This is a genomic window from Brachybacterium sp. EE-P12 (assembly GCF_003711805.1).
GTDB lineage: Bacteria > Actinomycetota > Actinomycetes > Actinomycetales > Dermabacteraceae > Brachybacterium.
This window is the reverse complement of sequence record NZ_QXCP01000005.1, coordinates 350,695-369,155: the sequence shown is the minus strand read 5'-3', so window position 1 is coordinate 369,155 and position 18,461 is coordinate 350,695. Positions and strand designations below refer to the sequence as shown.

The window sequence follows — 18,461 nt, the reverse complement described above, 5'->3', positions numbered from 1 at the left end:
GCGGCAGGCCGGCCGCGGCAGCTGCTGGCCGCTGCGGATCAGGCCGAGGCGACCACCAGGGCGATGTCGTGGCCGCCGAAGCCGAAGGCGTTGTTCAGCACGGCGACGTCGCCGTCGGGGAGCTGCGCCGGAGCGCCGTTCGCGATCGCCATCGGCGTCTCGGGGTCGAGGTTCTCGATGTTGATCGTGGGCGGGACGGTGCGGTGGTGCGCGGCGAGCACCGAGAACACGGTCTCGAGTGCGCCGGCGCCGCCGAGCAGGTGCCCGGTCATCGACTTCGTCGAGGTCACGACGATCTGGTCGGTCTCGCCGTCCAGGGCGTCGGCGACCGCGCGCAGCTCGCCGATGTCGCCCAGCGGGGTCGAGGTGCCATGGGCGTTGAGGTGCTTGAGGTCCTGCGCGGCGATGCCGGCGTCCTCGACCGCCTCGCGCACCGCGGCGGCCTGCCCCTCGGGGTTCGGGGCCGAGATGTGGTGGGCGTCGGAGGCCATGCCGCGACCGGCGGCGTAGGCGTAGACGCGGGCGCCGCGTGCCTTCGCGTGCTCTTCGCTCTCCAGCACCAGGATCGCCGCGCCCTCGCCGAGCACGAAGCCGTCGCGGTCCACGTCGTAGGGTCGCGAGGCGTGCTCGGGATCGTCGACCCGCGTGGACAGGGCCCGGATGTTCGCGAAGGCCGCGATGGTCATCGGGTGGATCGACGCCTCGGTGCCGCCGACGACGACCACGTCGGCGCGGCCGTCGCGGATCATGCCCATGCCCAGAGCCACGGCCTCGGAGCCGGAGGCGCAGGCGGAGACGGGGGTGTGCGCGCCGGCACGGGCGCCCAGCTCCATCGAGATGTTCGCTGCCGAGGAGTTCGCCATCAGCATCGGCACGGTGAAGGGGTTGACCCGTCGGGCGCCGCGCTCGCGCACCACGTCCCACTGGTCCAGCGTGGTCCAGATCCCGCCGATGCCGGAGCCGACCACGACGCCGAGCCGGGTCGGATCGACGTCGGGGCTGCCCGCGTCGGCCCACGCCTCACGGGCGGCGACCATCGCGTACTGCCCGGAGGGATCGAGCTTCTTCGCCTCGGGCCGGCTCAGCGAGTCCAGCGCACCGGGGACGAGCCGGCAGGCGAAGTCGACGGAGAGCCCGTAGGACTCCTTCCAGTCGTTGTCGAGGGTGCGGGCCGTGGAGGTCCCGGCCAGGGCCGCCTCCCAGGTGGACGCGACGTCCGCGCCCAGCGGGTTGACGGTGCCGAGGCCGGTGACGGCGACTCGGGAGCGGGAAGCGGACATGCGGACCTCCGGGTCGGGCAGACGGGGAACGGCGACGCCCGGGACGGGAGCGTCCCGGGCGTCAGGCGGGGCTCAGTTCTGGGCACCCTCGATGTACTTGACGGCGTCGCCGACGGTCGCGAGGTTCTTGACCTCTTCGTCGGGGATGCGCACGTCGAACTTCTCCTCGGCGTTGACGACGATGGTCATCATCGAGATGGAGTCGATGTCGAGGTCGTCGGTGAAGGACTTCTCGAGCTTCACGTCCTCGGTGGCGACACCGGTCTCCTCGTTGACGATCTCGGCGAGGCCCTCGAGGATCTCGTTCTCGGTGTGTGCCATGGGTGCTCCTTAGGGATGATCGGATTATGTGGCGGTCACAGACTACCCGGGACGCTGGGCGGATCCGGGCAGGCCGAACGATGTTACTTCGCGGTCGTGATGCGGGTGACAGTCCTCGCCGGGCGGCGTCGCCGGCTCAGGGCAGGATCAGCACCTGGCCCGCATAGGCGAGCCCCGCGCCGAAGCCGAACTGCACCAGCACGTCCCCGCTCTCGGCGGCACCCTCGGCGAGCAGGCGATGGGTCGCGAGCGGGATCGAGGCGGCGGAGGTGTTGCCCGTCTCGGCGATGTCGCGCCCGACGACGACGTCCTCGGGCAGCTTGAGCTGCTTGGCGAGCTCGTCGATGATGCGCATGTTCGCCTGGTGCGGCACGAACACGTCGACGTCCTCGATGCCGATGCCGGAGCGCTCGAGCATCTCGCGGATCTTCTTCGCGGTGTGCCACACGGCCCAGCGGAACACGGTGCGGCCGTCCTGCTCGAGGGTCGGCCACTCGGCCTTCCCGTCGCGGAAGTCGAGGGAGGAGCCGGTCATGCGGATCGTGCTCCAGTTGTCGCCGTCGCTGCCCCAGACCGTCGGGCCGATCTTCGGGGTCTCGCTCGGGCCGACGACCGCGGCGCCCGCTCCGTCCCCGAGCAGGAAGGAGATCGAGCGGTCGGTGGGGGAGACGAAGTCGGAGAGCTTCTCCGCGCCGATCACGAGCACGTTCCGTGCGCTGCCGGCGCGGATCAGGGCGTCGGCCTGGCCGATGCCGTAGGCGAAGCCGGCGCACGCGGCGGAGATGTCATAGGCGATGACGTCGGGTCGTCCCAGCTCGCCGGCCAGCAGCGTCGCGAGCGACGGGGTGGGGTACGGGAAGGAGATCGTCGAGACGATGATCGCGTCGAGGGTCTCCAGGTCGATGCCGGAGCGCTCGATCGCCTCCTTCGCCGCGGCGAGCGAGAGGTCCTCCACGCCCACGTCGGCGCTCGCGCGGGTGCGGGTGACGATGCCGGTGCGCTGGCGGATCCACTCGTCCGAGGAGTCGATCGGGCCGACGAGATCGTCGTTGGGCACGACGAGGTCGCCCCGCGCGGCGCCGTAGGCGAGGACCTGCGAGCCGGGGACGGCGGCCGGGGCGGAGAGGGTCGGAGCCATCTCAGGCCTCCTCGTCGGCCGGGGCGAGACCGGCGTGCTCGCGCAACAGGGCGCGGGCAGCCTCGAGGTCATCGGGCGTGTTGAGGTTCGCGAGCGCGATGCCCTTCAGCTCGCGCTTGGCCAGGCCCGTGAGGGTCCCGGCCGGGGCGACCTCGAGCAGGCCGGTGACTCCGCGCTCGCGGAAGGTGGCCATGCAGGCCTGCCAGTCCACGGGGGAGGCGACCTGGGTGACGACGAGGTCGAGATAGCGGGCGCCGGTGGTGACGACCTCTCCGCCGGCGTTGGAGACCAGCGGGACCGAGGGGTCGGCGGGGCTCAGGGACGGGGCGAAGGCGGCGAGGTCCTCTCGGGCCGAGGCCATGTACGGGGTGTGGAAGGCCCCGGCGACCTGCAGCGGGATGACTCGCGCCTTCGCGGGCCCGTCCTCGGCGAGCGCCGCGATCTGCTCGGAGGAGCCGGCCGCGACGACCTGTGCGGCGGAGTTGATGTTCGCGGGGTGCAGGCCGTGGCGCTCGATGGCGGCGAGGACGTCCTCGCGGGTCCCGCCGACGACCGCTGCCATCGAGGTGGGCTCGGCCGCGGCGGCGGTCGCCATGGCGCGCGAGCGCACCGCGACCAGGCGCATCGCGTCCTCGTCGGAGAGGACGCCGCCGAGCGCGGCGGCCGTCAGCTCGCCGACGCTGTGACCGGCGAGCACGTCGACGGAGGGGAGATCGGCCTCGGCATGCAGCTGCGCGGCGGCCACGATCCCGGCGGCGACCAGCAGCGGCTGCGCGACCGCGGTGTCGCGGATCGTGTCCGCGTCGGACTCGGTGCCGTGGCGCAGCAGGTCGATGCCGGCCGGCTCGGAGAGCGAGCCCAGCAGCTCGTCGACACCGGGCAGCTCACGCCACGGGGTCAGGAAACCGGGCTTCTGCGCCCCTTGGCCGGGGCAGACGATCGCGAGCACAGGAACCTCCAGGGGAGAGACGGTGACGGCCCGCTCGGAGGTCGAGACGGGCCGGTGAGGAAGGGGAGAGCGGCCGTCGGGCCGCCCCTCCCACGGAGGAGCGGCCCGACGGGATGATCAGGACTCGCCGCCGAACGAACCGGACTCGCCGGCGTTCACGTTCGTCAGGTCGTACTTGTCGATCGCCTGCCGGACGACCGACGGGTCGACCGTGCCGTCCTTGGCGAGCAGCTGGAGGGTCTTGACGACCATCGAGTGCGCGTCGATCTTCAGGTGGCGGCGGGCCGCCGGACGGGTGTCCGAGAAGCCCCAGCCGTCGGCGCCGAGCACGCCGTAGCGGCCCGGGATCCACTCGCGGATCATGTCCGGCACCATGAAGTCGTAGTCCGAGGTGGCCACGAACGGTCCCTCGACGCCCTCGAGGCGCTGCGACAGCCACGGGGTGCGCTGATCCTCAGGGTGCAGGAGATTGTGCTTCTCCGCCTCCTGGGCCTCCTTGCGCAGCTCCGTCCACGAGGTCACCGACCACACGTTCGCGCGCACGCCCCAGTCCTCGAGGAGCAGGTCGCGGGCGTGCTTCGCCCACGGGACGCCCACGCCGGAGGCGAGCAGCTGCGCGATGGGGCCGTCGCCCTCGGGGGCGGGCTCGTTGAGGTACATGCCCTTCAGCAGCCCCTCGACGTCCAGGTCCTCCGGCTCGGCCGGCTGCACCATCGGCTCGTTGTAGACGGTGATGTAGTAGAAGACCTCCTGCAGGCGGTCGTCCTCGCCGTACATGCGCTGCAGGCCGTCGCGGATGATGTGGCCCAGCTCGTAGCCGTAGGTCGGGTCGTAGACGACCGCACCCGGGTTGGTACTGGCGAGGATCGGGGAGTGCCCGTCCATGTGCTGGAGGCCCTCGCCGGCGAGGGTCGTCTTGCCGGCTGTCGCGCCGATGACGAAGCCCTTGGCCATCTGGTCCCCGGCGGCCCAGAAGAAGTCGCCGGTGCGCTGGAACCCGAACATCGAGTAGAAGATGTAGAACGGGATCATCGGGTAGTCGTGCGTGGCGTACGAGGTGCCCGCCGCGGTGAACGCCGCGGTCGAGGAGATCTCGTTGATGCCCATGTGCTTGATCTGGCCGGAGGTCGACTCCTTGTAGGCCAGCAGCAGGTCACGGTCCACCGAGAGGTAGTTCTGCCCGTCGGGGTTGTAGATCTTCGCCGTCGGGAACAGCGAGTCCATGCCGAAGGTGCGGGCCTCGTCGGGGACGATCGGGACCCAGCGCTTGCCGGTCTCCTTGTCCCGCATGAGGTCCTTGAGCAGGCGCACCAGCGCCATCGTCGAGGCGATCTCCTGCTTGCCGGAGCCACGCCTGACGACCTCGTAGGCCTTGTCGCCCGGCAGTTCGAGCGCCTTGTGCTCGGTGCTGCGGGAGGGGACCGGGCCCCCGAGGGCGCTGCGGTGCTCCTTGAGGTACTGCATGACCGGGGAGTCGTCCTCCGGTAGATAGAACGGGGCGTCGTAGACGCTGCCGGACTCGAGCTGCTCGTCGGTGACCGGGATGCGCAGGGTGTCGCGCAGCGCCTTGAGGTCCGCCAGCGTGAACTTCTTCATCTGGTGGGTCGCGTTGCGGCCGGCGAAGTTCGAGCCCAGGCGGTAGCCCTTGATGGTGTGGGCGAGGATGACGGTCGGCTTGCCGTTCTTCAGCGTCGCGGCCTGCTGGAAGGCGGCGTAGATCTTCTTCGCGTCGTGGCCGCCGCGGTTGAGCTTCCACCAGATGTCGTCGTCGGAGAGGTCCTCGACGAGCGCCTTGGTGCGCGGGTCGCGGCCGAAGAAGTTGTCGCGGATGAACGCGCCGTCCTCGGCCCGGTAGGTCTGGTAGTCGCCGTCCGGGGTCGCGTTCATCAGATCGATGAGCGCGCCGTCGGTGGACTTCTTCAGCAGCGGGTCCCAGCCGGACCCCCAGATCACCTTGATGACGTTCCAGCCGGCGCCGCGGAACTGGCTCTCCAGCTCCTGGATGATCTTGCCGTTGCCGCGGACGGGACCGTCCAGGCGCTGCAGGTTGCAGTTGACGACGAAGGTGAGGTTGTCCAGGTGCTCCTTCGCGGCGATGTGCAGCGCGCCGCGGGACTCGACCTCGTCCATCTCGCCGTCGCCGAGGAACGCCCAGGTGTGCTGCTCGCTGGTGTCCTTCAGGCCCCGGTTGTGGAGATAGCGGTCGAAGGAGGCCTGCTCGATCGCGTTGACCGGGCCGATGCCCATGGAGACCGTCGGGAACTCCCAGAAGTCCTGCATCGCACGCGGATGCGGGTAGGAGGGCATCCCGTGCTCGCTGGAGAACTCCTGGCGGAAGCCGTCGAGATCCTCCTGGGACAGGCGACCCATCGCGAAGGCGCGGGCGTAGATGCCGGGGGAGGCGTGGCCCTGGAAGAACACGTGGTCGCCGCCGCCGGGGTGGTTCCGGCCGCGGAAGAAGTGATTGAACCCGACCTCGTACATCGTCGCGATCGATGCGTAGGAGGAGAGGTGGCCGCCGACGGAGACGCCGGGGCGCTGGGCGCGATGGACGACCATCGCCGCGTTCCAGCGGTTGATGTTGCGCAGCTCCTTCTCGAGCTCCACGTCACCGGGGTACTCCGGCTGGTTCTCCTCGGAGATCGTGTTCACGTAGTCCGTGGTCAGCGAGTCCGGGAGGTGCAGGTCCTCGTCGCGGGCATGCTGGATGAGGCTCTGCATGACCTCGGAGGCCCGATCGGCGCCGCGGTGCTCGACGAGCCCGTCGAACGAGTCGAGCCACTCCCGGGTCTCCTCCGGGTCGGGATCCTGCGCATGGCTCGGCAGGTTGATGCCGATGGGACGAGGGGTCTCGTGCGAAGTCACACTGTCCTTCTCTCTACCGGAGTCGATGGACCGGCCGTGGGAGCTGAGGAACGCCGGTGGGCCCGGCTCCTATGGCCTCGGTGCCGTCCAGACTACCGTCGCCCGAGGCCCCGAGTACCTTCACGCTCCCTCCTCATCTGTGACTCTCGGGACATCCGCGCCGGGCGCAGGACCGAGGTCCTGCGTCCGGAATGCACACCGGTGGCCCGTGGCATAGACTCGGCGCGCGCAGCACCTGCGTTCGCGATCCCTCGGGGTCGTCGAGCCCGCTGCATCAGCACTGACACCACGTCTCGAGGAGTTCTTACTTGTCACCGTCGGCCGACGCCCCTACGCCCAGCGCCATCGCCGAGGCGCTGAACCTCACCACGGGTCAGATCGTGCAGGAGATCGGCTACGACGACGACGTAGACCACGACCTCCGCGACGCGATCGAGGACCTGATCGGGGACGAGATGGAGGACGAGGACACCCAGGAGATCGTCGACGCCGTGGTGCTGTGGTGGCGCGAGGACGACGGTGATCTCACCGATGCGCTCGTGGACACGCTGCGCAACATCGAGGCGGGTGCGCCCGTGTGGCTGCTCACCCCCAAGGCGGGCCGCGACGGTCACGTGATGCCGGGCGACGTGCAGGAGAGCGCCGAGATCGCCGGCCTGCGCGTGATGAGCACGCTGTCGCTGGCGACCGACTGGACCGGCACTCGCCTGGCCAGCCGCACCAGCTGACCGCCGTGCACGCCGGGGGAGACCCCGGTCCGGGTCGTTAGCTCAGCTGGTCAGAGCGTCTGGTTTACACCCAGAAGGTCGGGGGTTCGAGCCCCTCACGACCCACCCGAAGAGAAGCCCCTGACCTGCATCGACAGGCCGGTGCAGGGGGACCTCGGCCAGGATTTGAGCACAATTTGAGCACAATGCTCGATCTGACTGTCAGGCCCGGCCTACAGACTCTGCGCCCATGAGCGCTACGCTGATCCGCTCTCCTCATGGGTGGGTCCACCCAGACCCCGGCCCGTGCAGCTGCGGTGAGACTGCGGCGTGGTGCGGCCAGGATGTCATTGCGACGGCGCCCGGAAAGATGGGCATCCGTCGTGGCGGTGGAAGGGCTGTGACGCCGCGCGGGCGCTTGGGTGCGTAGGCCGGGCCGATGTGTCGAACGAGTACGGATGCTCGGCCCGGACGTGATTAGAGCAGGAGGAAGCCTGGAGGCGGCCCCTGAAAGCCTCGACTCCGCTTATCCTTCCGCCATGAACTGGGGTCTCTTGCGGCGTGCGCGCATCATTGCGTCTGCCGCCATCGCCGCCGCCGCATTCTCCGCGTGTTCCTCAGCGATCGAGAGCAACCCCGAGGCTCCTGAGACGCCCGTTGTGTCTACCGCACCAGCTCCCCTCGGCACCGTGTCCAGCGTTGCCGAGTTGCAGGAAGCGTTCGTCGACGCGGGCGGCGACTGCGAAGGCCCTCTCGAGGACATCAACAGAGTCACCGCCGCGATGGGATCAGGGGTGTGCCCCGACTCCGGTACGGTGCTCGCGCTCTACCTTGACGCCGAGTCCGCGAAAGCGTCGGTAGCCACGACCATGAGGGCTCTCGATCGCATCGGATCGACGATGATCCTCGGCGACAACTGGTCGATCAACCCTGCGGCGAGCGACCGCGAGGGCACCGCCGAGATCGCTGAAAACCTCGGAGCGCAGATGCTGGAATCAGAGGCCACCCCCGTTCGGAGCCTCGACGAGGCCTTCACCCTTGAGCAAGCAGCGCAGGCATATGACGAGGCGGACGGGACAGACTGCGCGAATCCCCATGATGTCAGCGGGGACGGGTCTGTAATGGAGTGCGGAGATCTGACACTCATCGTTAGGGCCGATTCGACCTTGGAGACCGAAGCGCTCCGACAGATGACCGCCGATGCTCTAGACCTGAAGCAAGGGGGCGTCCCCATCGTTGGCCGGCGCCACATTGTGGCGGTCTACGACAAGGGAGTCGACATCGAACGCGTTGCTCGGCAGATCGACGGGGTGACCCCCTCAGATTGAGACGCACGAAAGCGCCCCACCTCCCGAAGGAGATGGGGCGCTTCTCATCGTCGTCTCGCGTCACTCGGTGATGGTGCCGAGTGCGTGGAGGATGTGCGTGTCCGTGACGGCGGCGGGGGTCTTCTCCGGGCCGGTAGCGGGGCTGCGCGGCAGCGGACTCGTACACGGACGCGACGGTGCTGCCGGAGCACGAACCAGGTCGAGGAGAGGACACCCTGACGGGGCCTCCACCCGTAGTCATCGACCATCTGGCAGTTGCTCTTCGACCAGCGCTGCGCGACGACTTGATGGACCGTTACACCCTTGTCCTTCATTAGCTCCCGGACCTTCGGGCCCGTCGTGCCGTACTGCGAGGCGAAGTTGTCGATCGTGACGATGTCCTGGCTCTCCGCCACGAATCGCTGGTGGTAGTCGGCGACGGGATGCTGCTTCTCGAGCTTGTGCTCGACCCGGGTCCGAGCGATCGCCTCCCGGTCCGCGCGGTCCTCGGCCTCGAGGACCATCTGCGCGAGCTCACGGCGGCCCGGCAGTGCGACCGGAACGGCCGGTGCGAGCTCGGCCTCACGGGTCTTCACCGCAAAGTAGGTCTGCGCCTTCGCGATCTCCGGCTTGCGCGGATCGCCGTTGATCATGACGAGGTGGGCGGCGTAGCGGGACAGCTCGAAGTCGCCCTGCTGGATGGAGCCGCCCTGAGGCCTCTCGACCAGTCTGCTGATCTGGTTAACGTGGCTGGTCACATCCATCTGCATGTTCGCGATCGCCGCAATCGCGCGCTTCACGGCGACCTCGAACTTCTGCAAGCCCGCGTAGCCGGTGACTCGGTTCAGGTCTCGGCCCGTCCAGTACTCGGTGCCGTCCCCGCGGACTTGGCGCAGCGTGTCGAAGTCCTCGGCGTTGTACGGTGTGGTCAGTTCATCCATTGGGCATCCCTTTCTGGGATCACGCGCCCCCGCCCTGCATGGCGGGGGCGCTCCTGCGTTCAGGACTGCGTGGAGGCGTCGACGAGCGCGGCGCGCTCCTGCTCGCGGCGGCGGGAGTCGATGACGTCGAGGGCGTCCTCGAGGTCGCGGCACGCCTCGGCGAGGTCCTTCGACGTCGGGGACCGCCACCAGTCCGGATCGGAATCGCACGCGGCCTCGAGGTGCGCACGGATGCGGGCGACGAGGCCGCGGACCTCCTCGTAGTTGAGCAGCGCGGTCAGCTCGCGGAGGAGTTCCGCGGAGGCGTGGAGGACGTCGAGGGAAGGAGTGGCGTTCATCGGGCCACCGCCTCGACGGCCGGGGCCGGCACGGCGCTGTCGGGCTCGCAGAGGAGGTCGTAGACGTCGTCCTGGTAGCCGGGGTGCTGCTCGCCGAAGTCCCGCATCAGCGCCTCGTTCGTGCGGTGCACGGCGAGGAGGTCGGCGCGGATGTGGGTGGCTGTGCGCTGCTCGGCTTCCTCGTAGGTCTGGAAGCGGCCGCAGTAGATGCAGACGTCGTCCACGCCGAGGAATGGGAACAGCTCGGCCTCGGTGGGGAGCGGTGCGCGAGGGGGCGGACCGGGGAGGTCGCGCGGGGGCGCACGGAACGGGGTGATGGTTGCTGCGGGCATCAGGCCACTGCCTTGGCGTGCTGGGTGGTACGGGTACCAGTTGTCACGCTGGGTAGCGCTTCGGCACTCGGGTCGATGAAGAGATCCTCCAGGCCGCGCTCGACCCGTCGGCAGATGATCTTTGCGAGATCAGCGCCGCATGTCTTCATGGTCCCCCTCTCCAGTGCGGAGATCGCCGCCTGCGTGCACTTGAAGAGGGCGGTCAGGTCGCGCTGCGAGAAGCCGCGCGCCTTCCGCGCCCTCCGAATGGCCGCGGGGTCCTTGACCCTCATCCATGCCTCCCGTTGGTATCGGATCTTCGGGCGCCCATAGCCGCACGTGCGCCGCTCGGTGATGACGTACATCCTGCACTAATTTTCGAACCGGTGACAAGTGGTACCCGTACCGAAAGGCACCCGCTTGTCATCGCGCAAGTGTCAACTTCCCTGCGTGTGCGCCGCTTCCCAGTAATCTGGTTGTCAGCCCGGCCGTTCTTGGCGGGTGTAGAAGCTTGACCAGACTCCTGAGGATCACTCCATGGCCCGAACGAAGCTCACGCTGCAGGACGTCGCCCGCGTCGCCTCCGAGAGGAACGGCGGCAAGGGTGGTCGTGCGCTACAGCGCATCGCGAAGAACAAGGGCCTGACGCTGTCGTACGCGACGGTGGATCGGATCCTCGCCGGCAAGTACGAGAGCACGCCAAAGCGCCCCACGATCGAGGCTCTGGCCGTGCTCGCGGAGATGCCTGTCGAAGAGGTGTACGCGGCTGCGGGGCTCCCACTGCCGATGGCCTCCCTGGCCGAGCAGCTCCCCGACGGATCTGACAACCTCTCCACCCAGCAGCGACGCGTCGTCCTTGATGTGATCCGCGGATTCATCCGCGACAACGATCGGATGGCGCAACTTGAGCAGGAACGAGACGAACGAGTCCCCGAGCGCACGGCGCTCGTCGAGCTGGTCAACACGCACGACGACGCGACCCTCGAGGCGATGGACCTCGACGACCTCTACGACCTCGCCCACCTGCTCGGCCGCGCGGTCCCCTCACTGGACGAGACGAACGCACTCGTCCAGCTCGCGACCCGCACGGAGCAGATCATCGAGCGTCGCGAGCATGCAGATGGTGATCGCAGCGTGGCGGATCTGTCTCAGCCAGATGGGGTTACGCCAAGCCCGCGGCGCCACGCCACGTCAAGTGGCGCTGACACAAGCGAAGGTGAACGAGACGCAGGCTCGAACGCGCATCACCGTCAGCGGGGATCCGAGAACGAAGCGTTGCGGGACGACCGGCCGTGGGAGCAGGACGAGTACAGCCTCGCCGCTAAGCGCGGCCGGGACCGCGGCCGCGAGGCCCGGCAACAGCAGGACCGAGAAGCGGAGGACGGTGGGGCGTGAGCTGGGACGCGCTGATCAGAGGCGAGTCCAGACGCCTCGAGCTGGTGGGGGAGTACTACTACCGCGACGCCTACGAGAGGCACTTCCCGTGCCCTCCCGACGGTGAGCCGCACGTCTCCCGAGTGCAGCTTGAACTGCATCCCGAGCCGCACAACGTCCACGATCGCAACGCTGTTGCCGTCCGATACATGGGCGACGTCATCGCCTACGTCGCGCGCACCAACGCCGCACGCCTACAGGCCGAGGTCCTTCGCGCGAACCGCGCCGGCGCGACGATCTTCGTTGAGGCCGCAGTAGGGGTCCAGCGTGGACGAGACGGCGGCATCGAGGAAGCCGAGGCGATGATCACCCTCCCAGTGCTTCGCGACATCTACCCCCAGGCGATGGCGCAGAAGGGCCGAGCCGCCCGCTCTGGAGCGCCCACGCGACGGAGGCAGCCGCCGCGACCGACGGGGCCTATGACCAGTGTTGGCGTAGTACGCGACCTCGTCACCTTCATCGCAGCGGTCCTCGTCGGCTACCTCGGGATCGACCGCTTCATCAACGGCAACATCGGGCTCGGACTCCTGAAGCTCATCACCCTGGGCGGATTCGGAGTCTGGTGGATCGCCGACATCCTGATCTTCGGCGCCCGCTGGCTGATGCCGACCATCCAACACCATCGGGCCAAGGAGCGCGAGGCCCGACAGCAGCAGGACCGTGAAGCGGAGATTGGTGGGGCATGATGATCGAGCGTCGGTCGGTGTGTCTAGCGTTCGACCGTGGGAAGCTGTACTCAGTGCCGAGTGGTGAGGGGGTGGTGTCGGATGGACCAGCACGATCGGATCAGGACGTCCGCGATCCTCACCCACGCCGACGTCGCGCATCTGGCCGGCCTTCCCGCGCGGACGGTCCGGAACTGGAGCAAGCCCGGCAAGAACCGAGGCCCCGTCATCACGCAGGGCGCCCGCGGCTACGGCGCGGAACCGCCGACCGTGCCGCTCATCGGGCTCAGCGAGGCGGCCGTCGCGAAGGAGCTGGGCGGGCGCGGCATCGGGCCACGGAAGGTTGCCGCGATCATCACCGAGGCGAAGGCGGCCGATCCGCTGGCATTCGCGAGGCGCTTCTACACGGACGGCACCGACCTCTTCCGGATGCTCCACGACGAACTCGAGCGGGTGAAGGACGGCCAGTTCGCGCTCCGGGACGTCTTCGACGATTTCCTCAAGAGGGTGAACTTCGGTGGGGACGACGTGATGGAGTCCTACACCGTGCTTGGAGGGGACGACGCCCCCACGAGGATCGTGATCGATCCACGCTTCTCAGCCGGGCGCCCGATCATCGAGCGAACCGCTACGCCGGTCTTCGCGCTCCTCGACGAGATCGAGGGCGGGGACGATCGTCGATGGATCGCGGAGGACTTCGGGCTGGAGCTAGCGGAGGTCAGCTATGTCGCTGACCATCGAGAGTTCCTGGCCCCAGTGGCGTGACAACCAGATCTTCGTCGATGCGTGCCTGAGCAAGAGGATCATGACGGGGATTCGCATGCTCGGCTGGGACCCTATCTGGATCGGCCAGGTCTACCCGAACGAGGGGCAGCGCGTTCCCGATCTCGACTGGATCGAACAGTGCGGCATGCGGGGCATCCCGGTGCTCACCAAGAACGTCGACATCGCCTCCGTGAGGGAGGAGTTCGACGCGGTGCTCGAGCACGGTGCCCGGATCTTCGCTCTCGACGTCCAGAGGGCCTCGATGTTCGCTCAGATGGCCGTCATCGGGCGCCACTACTTCAACCTGAGGTCTCGGATGAAGTCCCCGGCTCCGTGCTTCTGGGAGCTGCCGGTGTTCACGCCCCCCGTGAAGCGGATCGACGGGGCGCGGAGGCCGACAAGACGACGGCGGCTGAAGCGTCGGCGCTGAACCATTCGACTGTCACCACCAGCACTTACCGTCAGGTCATGCGTCCACCGGAGATCATCGATACGGCCCTGCCCGGGGGATCCACGGCTACACCGACGGCATCTCGAGGATCTGGCTCGATCGCGAGCTCACCGCCGTGGATCGCCGTGTCGTCCTCGACCACGAGCTGATCCACTACGCGCGCGGCCACCGAGGGCACTGCATCGCCATCACCGAGCGTGGCATCGACCGCCAGGTCGCTACCGGCCTCATCCACCTGGACGGCCTCGGCGAAGCAGCGGCCTGGTCCCCGCATCCCGTCGTCATCGCCGAGGAGCTCGACGTCATGCCCGAGACCGTCATCGACCGCCTCCACGCACTCACCCCCTCCGAGCACGCCGCGCTCCGGACCCGACTCGCCGACGCGCACTGGGCCGCGTGATGGGGGAGCGGGAGGAGCCGGTGCAGCTCGAGCTCGGCCTCGAACTGGCCGAGCCGGTGCCGGCGCCGTGGTGGGCCGAGATCATCGAGCACGAGACCGAAGGCGACCAGGACACCGGCTGGTGGGGCGCGTAGATCACTCCACAGGGCACGGTTCGGTCACCGACGCGTCGAACGTCCGGACACCTGCCTACTATCCGGACAAGACCACCTTGTAGCGAAGGAACCCTGCCATGAAGCGCACCATCCGCCTGCTCGCCGCCCCCGCCACGGCTCTCCTCCTGCTGTCCGCCTGCGGCAGCGCCGACGAACCCAGCAACGCCACGCCCACCGAAGCTGAGGAGAACGTCGACAGCCAGGCCGAAGCCGCCGACGAGTCCGACTCCTGGCCCATTGTCGAAGACGAGGACGGCAACGTCGTCGAGAACCCCGAAGACGAGAGCGGAGCGTTCTCCCTCACCGACGAGCCGTTCTTCGCCTCCACCGTCACCGGCGCACAGATCACCATGACGATGGACGCACAGCCCGACGCCAGCGAGGAGATCGCCTGGCTCGAGCAGTACCGCGAAGACGCCGGCGGCGAGCCCGTCTCCTACATCCTCTCCGACGTCGACAACCGCGACGGCAGCGAGCCGATCAACATGTACAACATCAGCGTCTACGACGAGGAAGGCCTCGAGTGGGCCTGCGGTAGCCCCGACGAGTACCTCGACGAGGTGTGGCGACCCGAGTGGCTGTACATCTCGACCGACGAGGACGAGTACGAGTCCGCCGACGGCGAGCCGATGGACTACGACGTCGCGAAGGAGCTCGACGACCGGGCGAGCGAGCACGAGTACGTCCACGGGGTGTCCCCGTTCGAGCGGGCCACGATGGTGTCGATCTGCGCGGCCGAGCTCCCCGAGACCGCCATGGCCGTCGAGGTCATGCCGCAGGGCATCATGCAGGATCCCATCTACGCCACCCCCGAGTCGTACATGGGCGAGGACGGCTGACCGACACACCGCACGACCACGGCCCTCCGGCCGCCGCTGCACGGCGCCGGAGGGCCGCGCTCTACGCTCGACACCCCGGCGAGCGCAGCGCGGCGCAGGAGGGTCCCGGGAGAGGAGAGGAGCAGGGCGTGGCGTTCTACGAGGCGACGAAGCATCCGCAGATCAGAGGTACGTGGACAAGCGGTCAGGTGGGGCGCGGTATCTGGTGCGGTACCGGTCGGATCAGAACCGGCTGACGATGAAGCGCCGGTTCACGACGAAGCGGGACGCGAAAGCGTTCCTCGTCGAGATCGAGTCGACGAAGGCCGACGGGAGCTTCGTCGCGCAGTCCGCCGGGCGGGTGACGGTGGGGGAGCTCGGCGAGAAGTGGCTCGAACACAAGAGGGCGGTCGTCTCGAAGACTTACGGGCGGACGCTGCAGTCGTCGTGGGATACGCACGTCGAGCACCGGTGGGGTGGTACGGCGATCGCGCAGATCCGCACCAGCGCGGTGCGGGACTGGGTCGGAGAGTTGTCGCTGACGAAGTCCGCATCGGTCGTCCGTCGTGCCTACGGCATCCTTGCGAGCATCCTCGACGACGCCGTCGAAGATCGGCCGATCGCCCGGAACCCCGCCCGCGGCATCCAGCTGCCGTCGAAGAAGAGCGCGCCGCGGCGCTACCTCACCGCCGGGGAGGTCGAAGTGCTCGCCGGCGCCGTGGGGGAGCGGTGGCGGGTGCTGGTGCTGATCCTCGCGTGGACGCGGCTGCGGTGGGGTGAGGCGACCGCGCTACGCGTGCGGGACGTGAACCAGGTGCGGCGGCGGCTCCTGGTCGAGCGGGCCGCGGAGCAGGTCGAGGGGGAGTGGCACGTCACGGACACGAAGACGCATCAGCGGCGCTCGGTGCCGCTGCCCCGCTCCGTGTTCGATGAGCTGAAGGCGTACATCAAGGCGCTGCCCGACACGCACGGGCGGGGGCCCGAGCGGCTGCTGTTCCCGCCGGCCCGATCCAAGGACGGGTTCCTGTACCCGCCGCGGAAGGCGGCGCCGAGGTCGGATCGACGGAAGGGCGCGAACCGCGTCGACTGGCTCGAATCCGGGCTGCGCGAGGCCGGCATCGCGTACCTCTCCCCGCACGAGCTCCGGCACACCGCCGCCTCGCTTGCGGTGAGCTCCGGCGCGAGCGTGAAGGCGATCGAGCGGATGCTCGGCCACGCGAACGCGTCCCTCCCCCTCGACACCTACAGCGACCTGTTCGACGAGGATCTCGACCACCTCGCAGACCGGCTCGAGGCGAAGCGCGTCGCGGCCAGGGTTGAGCACAATTTGACCACAACACCCCCGATGTCGACCCATCTGGGCACGAGTACGCAGAGGCTCCATCGCAGGTCAGGGCGGATATCGCCTGATCAGGCAGAGCGCCGGGACGGGTCCGAGCCCCTCACGACCCACCCTGTCGAAACGCCTCACAGCTGCGCGGACACCGCGCAGGGAGGGGCCTTCCCGCGTCCTTCACCGCGTCAGCCAGTACGCGAGCACCAGCACCACCGGCACGGCCACGAGCAGACACCCCCAGGTGATGCCGGTGCGCCGGTCGCGCTCCTTCTGCTCGGGGCTGCGCTCGGCGGGCTCGGGTCGCCCCTCGCGCTCCCAGCGTTCGCGATCCTCGCGACGGCGCACCAGCAGGCGGCCGATGAGGACGACGAGCGAGACCGCGATCGACACTCCGATCGCAGCGAGGATGAGGGTCTCCACGGGGACCTCCGGGATGGGCTGGTCGGGCGGGCTGTGCACAGGGTCTCACGGCCCGGTCAGGGGAGGCTGGGCGTTCCTATACTGGCTACTGGCCGGACCGCCGTCGAACCCAGGAGGCCACCGCAGGTGAGCGCAGCGACCAGACCCTTCGATGTCGACGCCATCCGAGCCGACTTCCCGATCCTCACGCGGATGCTGGACCCGGACACCCCGATGGTCTACCTCGACGGCGGCGCCACCTCGCAGCGCCCCCAGCAGGTGATCGACGCGGAGGTCGCCTATCTGACCCACGATCACGCCGCGGTCAAGCGCGGCGCGCACCGCATGGCCGGCGCCGCGACCGACGCCTACGAGGACTCCCGCGAGCGGATCGCCGACTTCCTCGGCGCCCCCTCCGCGCAGGAGATCGTGTTCACGAAGAACGCGACCGAGGCGCTGAACCTCGTCGCCCGCTCCCTCGGCGACGGCGACGCCTCGATCCCCGAGCACCTGCGCGTGCGCGAGGGCGACGAGATCCTCGTGACCGAGATGGAGCACCACGCGAATCTCGTCCCCTGGCAGGAGCTCGCACGGCGCACCGGCGCGACCCTGCGGTGGATCCCGCTGGCCGAGGACTTCACCCTCGACCTCACCGCTCTGGACTCCCTGCTCACGGAGCGGACGAAGGTCGTCGCGTTCACCCATCAGTCCAACGTGCTCGGCACGATCAACCCCGTCGCGGAGCTGGTCGAGGCCGCCCGGGCGGTCGGCGCGCTGACGGTGCTGGACGCCGCCCAGTCCGCGCCCCACATGCCCTTCGACCTGGCGGCGCTGGGCGTCGACGTCGCGGCGCTGTCCGGGCACAAGATGCTCGGCCCCACCGGCATCGGCGTGCTCTGGGGTCGTCACGACCTCCTCGAGCAGCTGCCGCCCTTCCTCACCGGCGGCTCGATGATCGAGACCGTCACCATGGAGGCCAGCACCTTCGCCGAGCCGCCCGCCCGCTTCGAGGCGGGCACCCCGCCGATCTCCCAGGCCGTCGGCCTCGCCGCCGCCTGCGATTATCTCGATGCGCTCGGGATGGAGCAGATCGCGGCGCACGAGCAGGCCCTGACCGTCCGCGCGCTCGAGGGGCTCGCCGGGATCGACGGGGTGCGGATCATCGGCCCGGCCGCGTCCCCCGAGCGCACCGGCGCGGTCGCCTTCGACCTCGCGGGCCGCCACCCGCACGACGTCGGCCAGGTGCTCGACTCCCTCGGCATCGAGGTGCGGGTGGGTCACCACTGCGCCTGGCCGCTGCACCGCCGCTACGGCCTGCACGGCACCACCCGGGCGAGCTTCTCCGTCCACACCACCGCCGCCGAGGTCGACGCGCTCGTCGACGGCGTCGCCCGCACCGTCGAGTTCTTCGGAGCCCTCTCATGAGCAGCCACCTCTCCGCGCTCTACACCGAACTGGTCATCGAGCACGACAAGCGCCCCCTGCACGCAGGTCTGCGCGAACCGTTCGAGGCCGAGGTCCACCACGTCAACCCCACCTGCGGCGACGAGATCACGCTGCGCCTGCACCTGTCCGAGGACGGAGCCGAGCGCATCGAGGACGTCTCCTACGACGCGGTCGGCTGCGCCATGAGCCGCGCCTCCGCCTCGATCATGGCGGACCTGCTGATCGGGCACAGCGTCGAGGAGGTCGAGCCGGCTCGGCTCCATTTCCAGGAGGCGATCGGCTCGCGCGGCCGCATCGAGGGCGATGAGGACCTCATCGGCGACGGGATCGCGCTGCTCGGCGCGGCGAAGTTCCCCGCCCGGGTGAAGTGCGTGCTCATGCCGTGGAAGGCCTACCAGGCCGCGCTCGTCGAGGCGCGCGCCCTGCGAGGCTGAG

General features: G+C 69.1%; 19 protein-coding genes, 1 tRNA gene and 1 pseudogene. 12 read left to right on the top strand and 9 right to left on the bottom strand.

Going from position 1 to position 18,461, the window contains the following annotated elements; genetic code table 11:
• Positions 1 to 38: 38 nt before the first annotated feature.
• From D1648_RS09255 to aceE, 5 genes are all read right to left on the bottom strand, one after another.
• Complete coding sequence (locus D1648_RS09255) at positions 39 to 1,280, bottom strand: beta-ketoacyl synthase (RefSeq protein WP_122940972.1); 1,242 nt, start codon at positions 1,278 to 1,280, stop codon at positions 39 to 41.
• Positions 1,281 to 1,352: 72 nt separating this feature from the next.
• The gene (locus tag D1648_RS09250; RefSeq protein WP_015775709.1) at positions 1,353 to 1,601 is read right to left on the bottom strand and encodes an acyl carrier protein; all 249 of its coding nucleotides are present in this window, start codon (positions 1,599 to 1,601) and stop codon (positions 1,353 to 1,355) included.
• A 136-nt stretch (positions 1,602 to 1,737) separates the two neighbouring features.
• Entirely contained in the window at positions 1,738 to 2,739 is a 1,002-nt protein-coding gene (locus D1648_RS09245; RefSeq protein WP_122940970.1) for a beta-ketoacyl-ACP synthase III, read from the bottom strand.
• Between the two features lies 1 nt (position 2,740).
• Complete coding sequence (locus D1648_RS09240; protein ID WP_122940968.1) at positions 2,741 to 3,688, bottom strand: ACP S-malonyltransferase; 948 nt, start codon at positions 3,686 to 3,688, stop codon at positions 2,741 to 2,743.
• Between the two features lie 117 nt (positions 3,689 to 3,805).
• Complete coding sequence (aceE, locus tag D1648_RS09235; protein WP_122940966.1) at positions 3,806 to 6,553, bottom strand: pyruvate dehydrogenase (acetyl-transferring), homodimeric type; 2,748 nt, start codon at positions 6,551 to 6,553, stop codon at positions 3,806 to 3,808.
• A gap of 308 nt (positions 6,554 to 6,861) precedes the next feature.
• Here aceE and D1648_RS09230 point away from each other — a divergent pair, with 308 nt between their 5' ends.
• From D1648_RS09230 to D1648_RS09220, 3 genes are all read left to right on the top strand, one after another.
• The gene (locus tag D1648_RS09230) at positions 6,862 to 7,281 is read left to right on the top strand and encodes a DUF3052 domain-containing protein (protein WP_122940963.1); all 420 of its coding nucleotides are present in this window, start codon (positions 6,862 to 6,864) and stop codon (positions 7,279 to 7,281) included.
• A 31-nt stretch (positions 7,282 to 7,312) separates the two neighbouring features.
• A tRNA-Val gene (locus D1648_RS09225) sits at positions 7,313 to 7,386 on the top strand.
• Positions 7,387 to 7,799: 413 nt separating this feature from the next.
• A complete protein-coding gene (locus tag D1648_RS09220) occupies positions 7,800 to 8,588 on the top strand; it encodes a hypothetical protein (RefSeq protein ID WP_126281979.1) in 789 nt (262 codons plus the stop codon).
• Positions 8,589 to 8,632: 44 nt separating this feature from the next.
• Here D1648_RS09220 and D1648_RS09215 read toward each other — a convergent pair whose 3' ends face one another.
• From D1648_RS09215 to D1648_RS09200, 4 genes are read right to left on the bottom strand one after another with little or no spacing between them, the layout of a single operon-like run.
• Positions 8,633 to 9,508: a phage antirepressor KilAC domain-containing protein gene (locus D1648_RS09215; protein WP_122940958.1), complete on the bottom strand. Its 876-nt coding sequence runs from the start codon at positions 9,506 to 9,508 to the stop codon at positions 8,633 to 8,635.
• Between the two features lie 59 nt (positions 9,509 to 9,567).
• Positions 9,568 to 9,846, bottom strand: a complete 279-nt coding sequence (locus D1648_RS09210; RefSeq protein ID WP_122940956.1) for a hypothetical protein — start codon at positions 9,844 to 9,846, stop codon at positions 9,568 to 9,570.
• On the bottom strand, positions 9,843 to 10,178 hold the full coding sequence (locus D1648_RS09205; protein WP_122940954.1) for a hypothetical protein: 336 nt from the start codon (positions 10,176 to 10,178) through the stop codon (positions 9,843 to 9,845). The genes D1648_RS09210 and D1648_RS09205 overlap by 4 nt, the downstream gene beginning before the upstream one ends.
• Complete coding sequence (locus D1648_RS09200) at positions 10,178 to 10,522, bottom strand: helix-turn-helix domain-containing protein (protein ID WP_122940951.1); 345 nt, start codon at positions 10,520 to 10,522, stop codon at positions 10,178 to 10,180. Before D1648_RS09200 ends, D1648_RS09205 begins: the two co-directional genes overlap by 1 nt.
• 172 nt (positions 10,523 to 10,694) lie before the next feature.
• On the opposite strand from D1648_RS09200, the gene D1648_RS09195 reads away from it, so the two are divergent.
• From D1648_RS09195 to sufU, 9 genes and pseudogenes are all read left to right on the top strand, one after another.
• A complete protein-coding gene (locus D1648_RS09195; protein ID WP_122940949.1) occupies positions 10,695 to 11,552 on the top strand; it encodes a hypothetical protein in 858 nt (285 codons plus the stop codon).
• Positions 11,549 to 12,277: an NINE protein gene (locus tag D1648_RS18200; protein ID WP_241155422.1), complete on the top strand. Its 729-nt coding sequence runs from the start codon at positions 11,549 to 11,551 to the stop codon at positions 12,275 to 12,277. Before D1648_RS09195 ends, D1648_RS18200 begins: the two co-directional genes overlap by 4 nt.
• A gap of 81 nt (positions 12,278 to 12,358) precedes the next feature.
• The gene (locus D1648_RS09185) at positions 12,359 to 13,021 is read left to right on the top strand and encodes a DUF433 domain-containing protein (RefSeq protein WP_122940947.1); all 663 of its coding nucleotides are present in this window, start codon (positions 12,359 to 12,361) and stop codon (positions 13,019 to 13,021) included.
• A complete protein-coding gene (locus D1648_RS09180) occupies positions 12,981 to 13,451 on the top strand; it encodes a hypothetical protein (protein ID WP_122940945.1) in 471 nt (156 codons plus the stop codon). The genes D1648_RS09185 and D1648_RS09180 overlap by 41 nt, the downstream gene beginning before the upstream one ends.
• 136 nt (positions 13,452 to 13,587) lie before the next feature.
• Entirely contained in the window at positions 13,588 to 13,872 is a 285-nt protein-coding gene (locus D1648_RS09175; RefSeq protein WP_122940943.1) for a hypothetical protein, read from the top strand.
• 232 nt (positions 13,873 to 14,104) lie between these two features.
• On the top strand, positions 14,105 to 14,866 hold the full coding sequence (locus D1648_RS09170) for a hypothetical protein (RefSeq protein WP_122940940.1): 762 nt from the start codon (positions 14,105 to 14,107) through the stop codon (positions 14,864 to 14,866).
• 238 nt (positions 14,867 to 15,104) lie between these two features.
• Positions 15,105 to 16,088: pseudogene (locus D1648_RS18195) on the top strand (tyrosine-type recombinase/integrase); the annotation flags it as partial.
• A 639-nt stretch (positions 16,089 to 16,727) separates the two neighbouring features.
• Positions 16,728 to 18,005: an aminotransferase class V-fold PLP-dependent enzyme gene (locus D1648_RS18190; RefSeq protein WP_122941115.1), complete on the top strand. Its 1,278-nt coding sequence runs from the start codon at positions 16,728 to 16,730 to the stop codon at positions 18,003 to 18,005.
• A complete protein-coding gene (sufU, locus tag D1648_RS09150; RefSeq protein WP_122940937.1) occupies positions 18,002 to 18,460 on the top strand; it encodes a Fe-S cluster assembly sulfur transfer protein SufU in 459 nt (152 codons plus the stop codon). The genes D1648_RS18190 and sufU overlap by 4 nt, the downstream gene beginning before the upstream one ends.
• The last annotated feature ends 1 nt before the right edge of the window (position 18,461 follow it).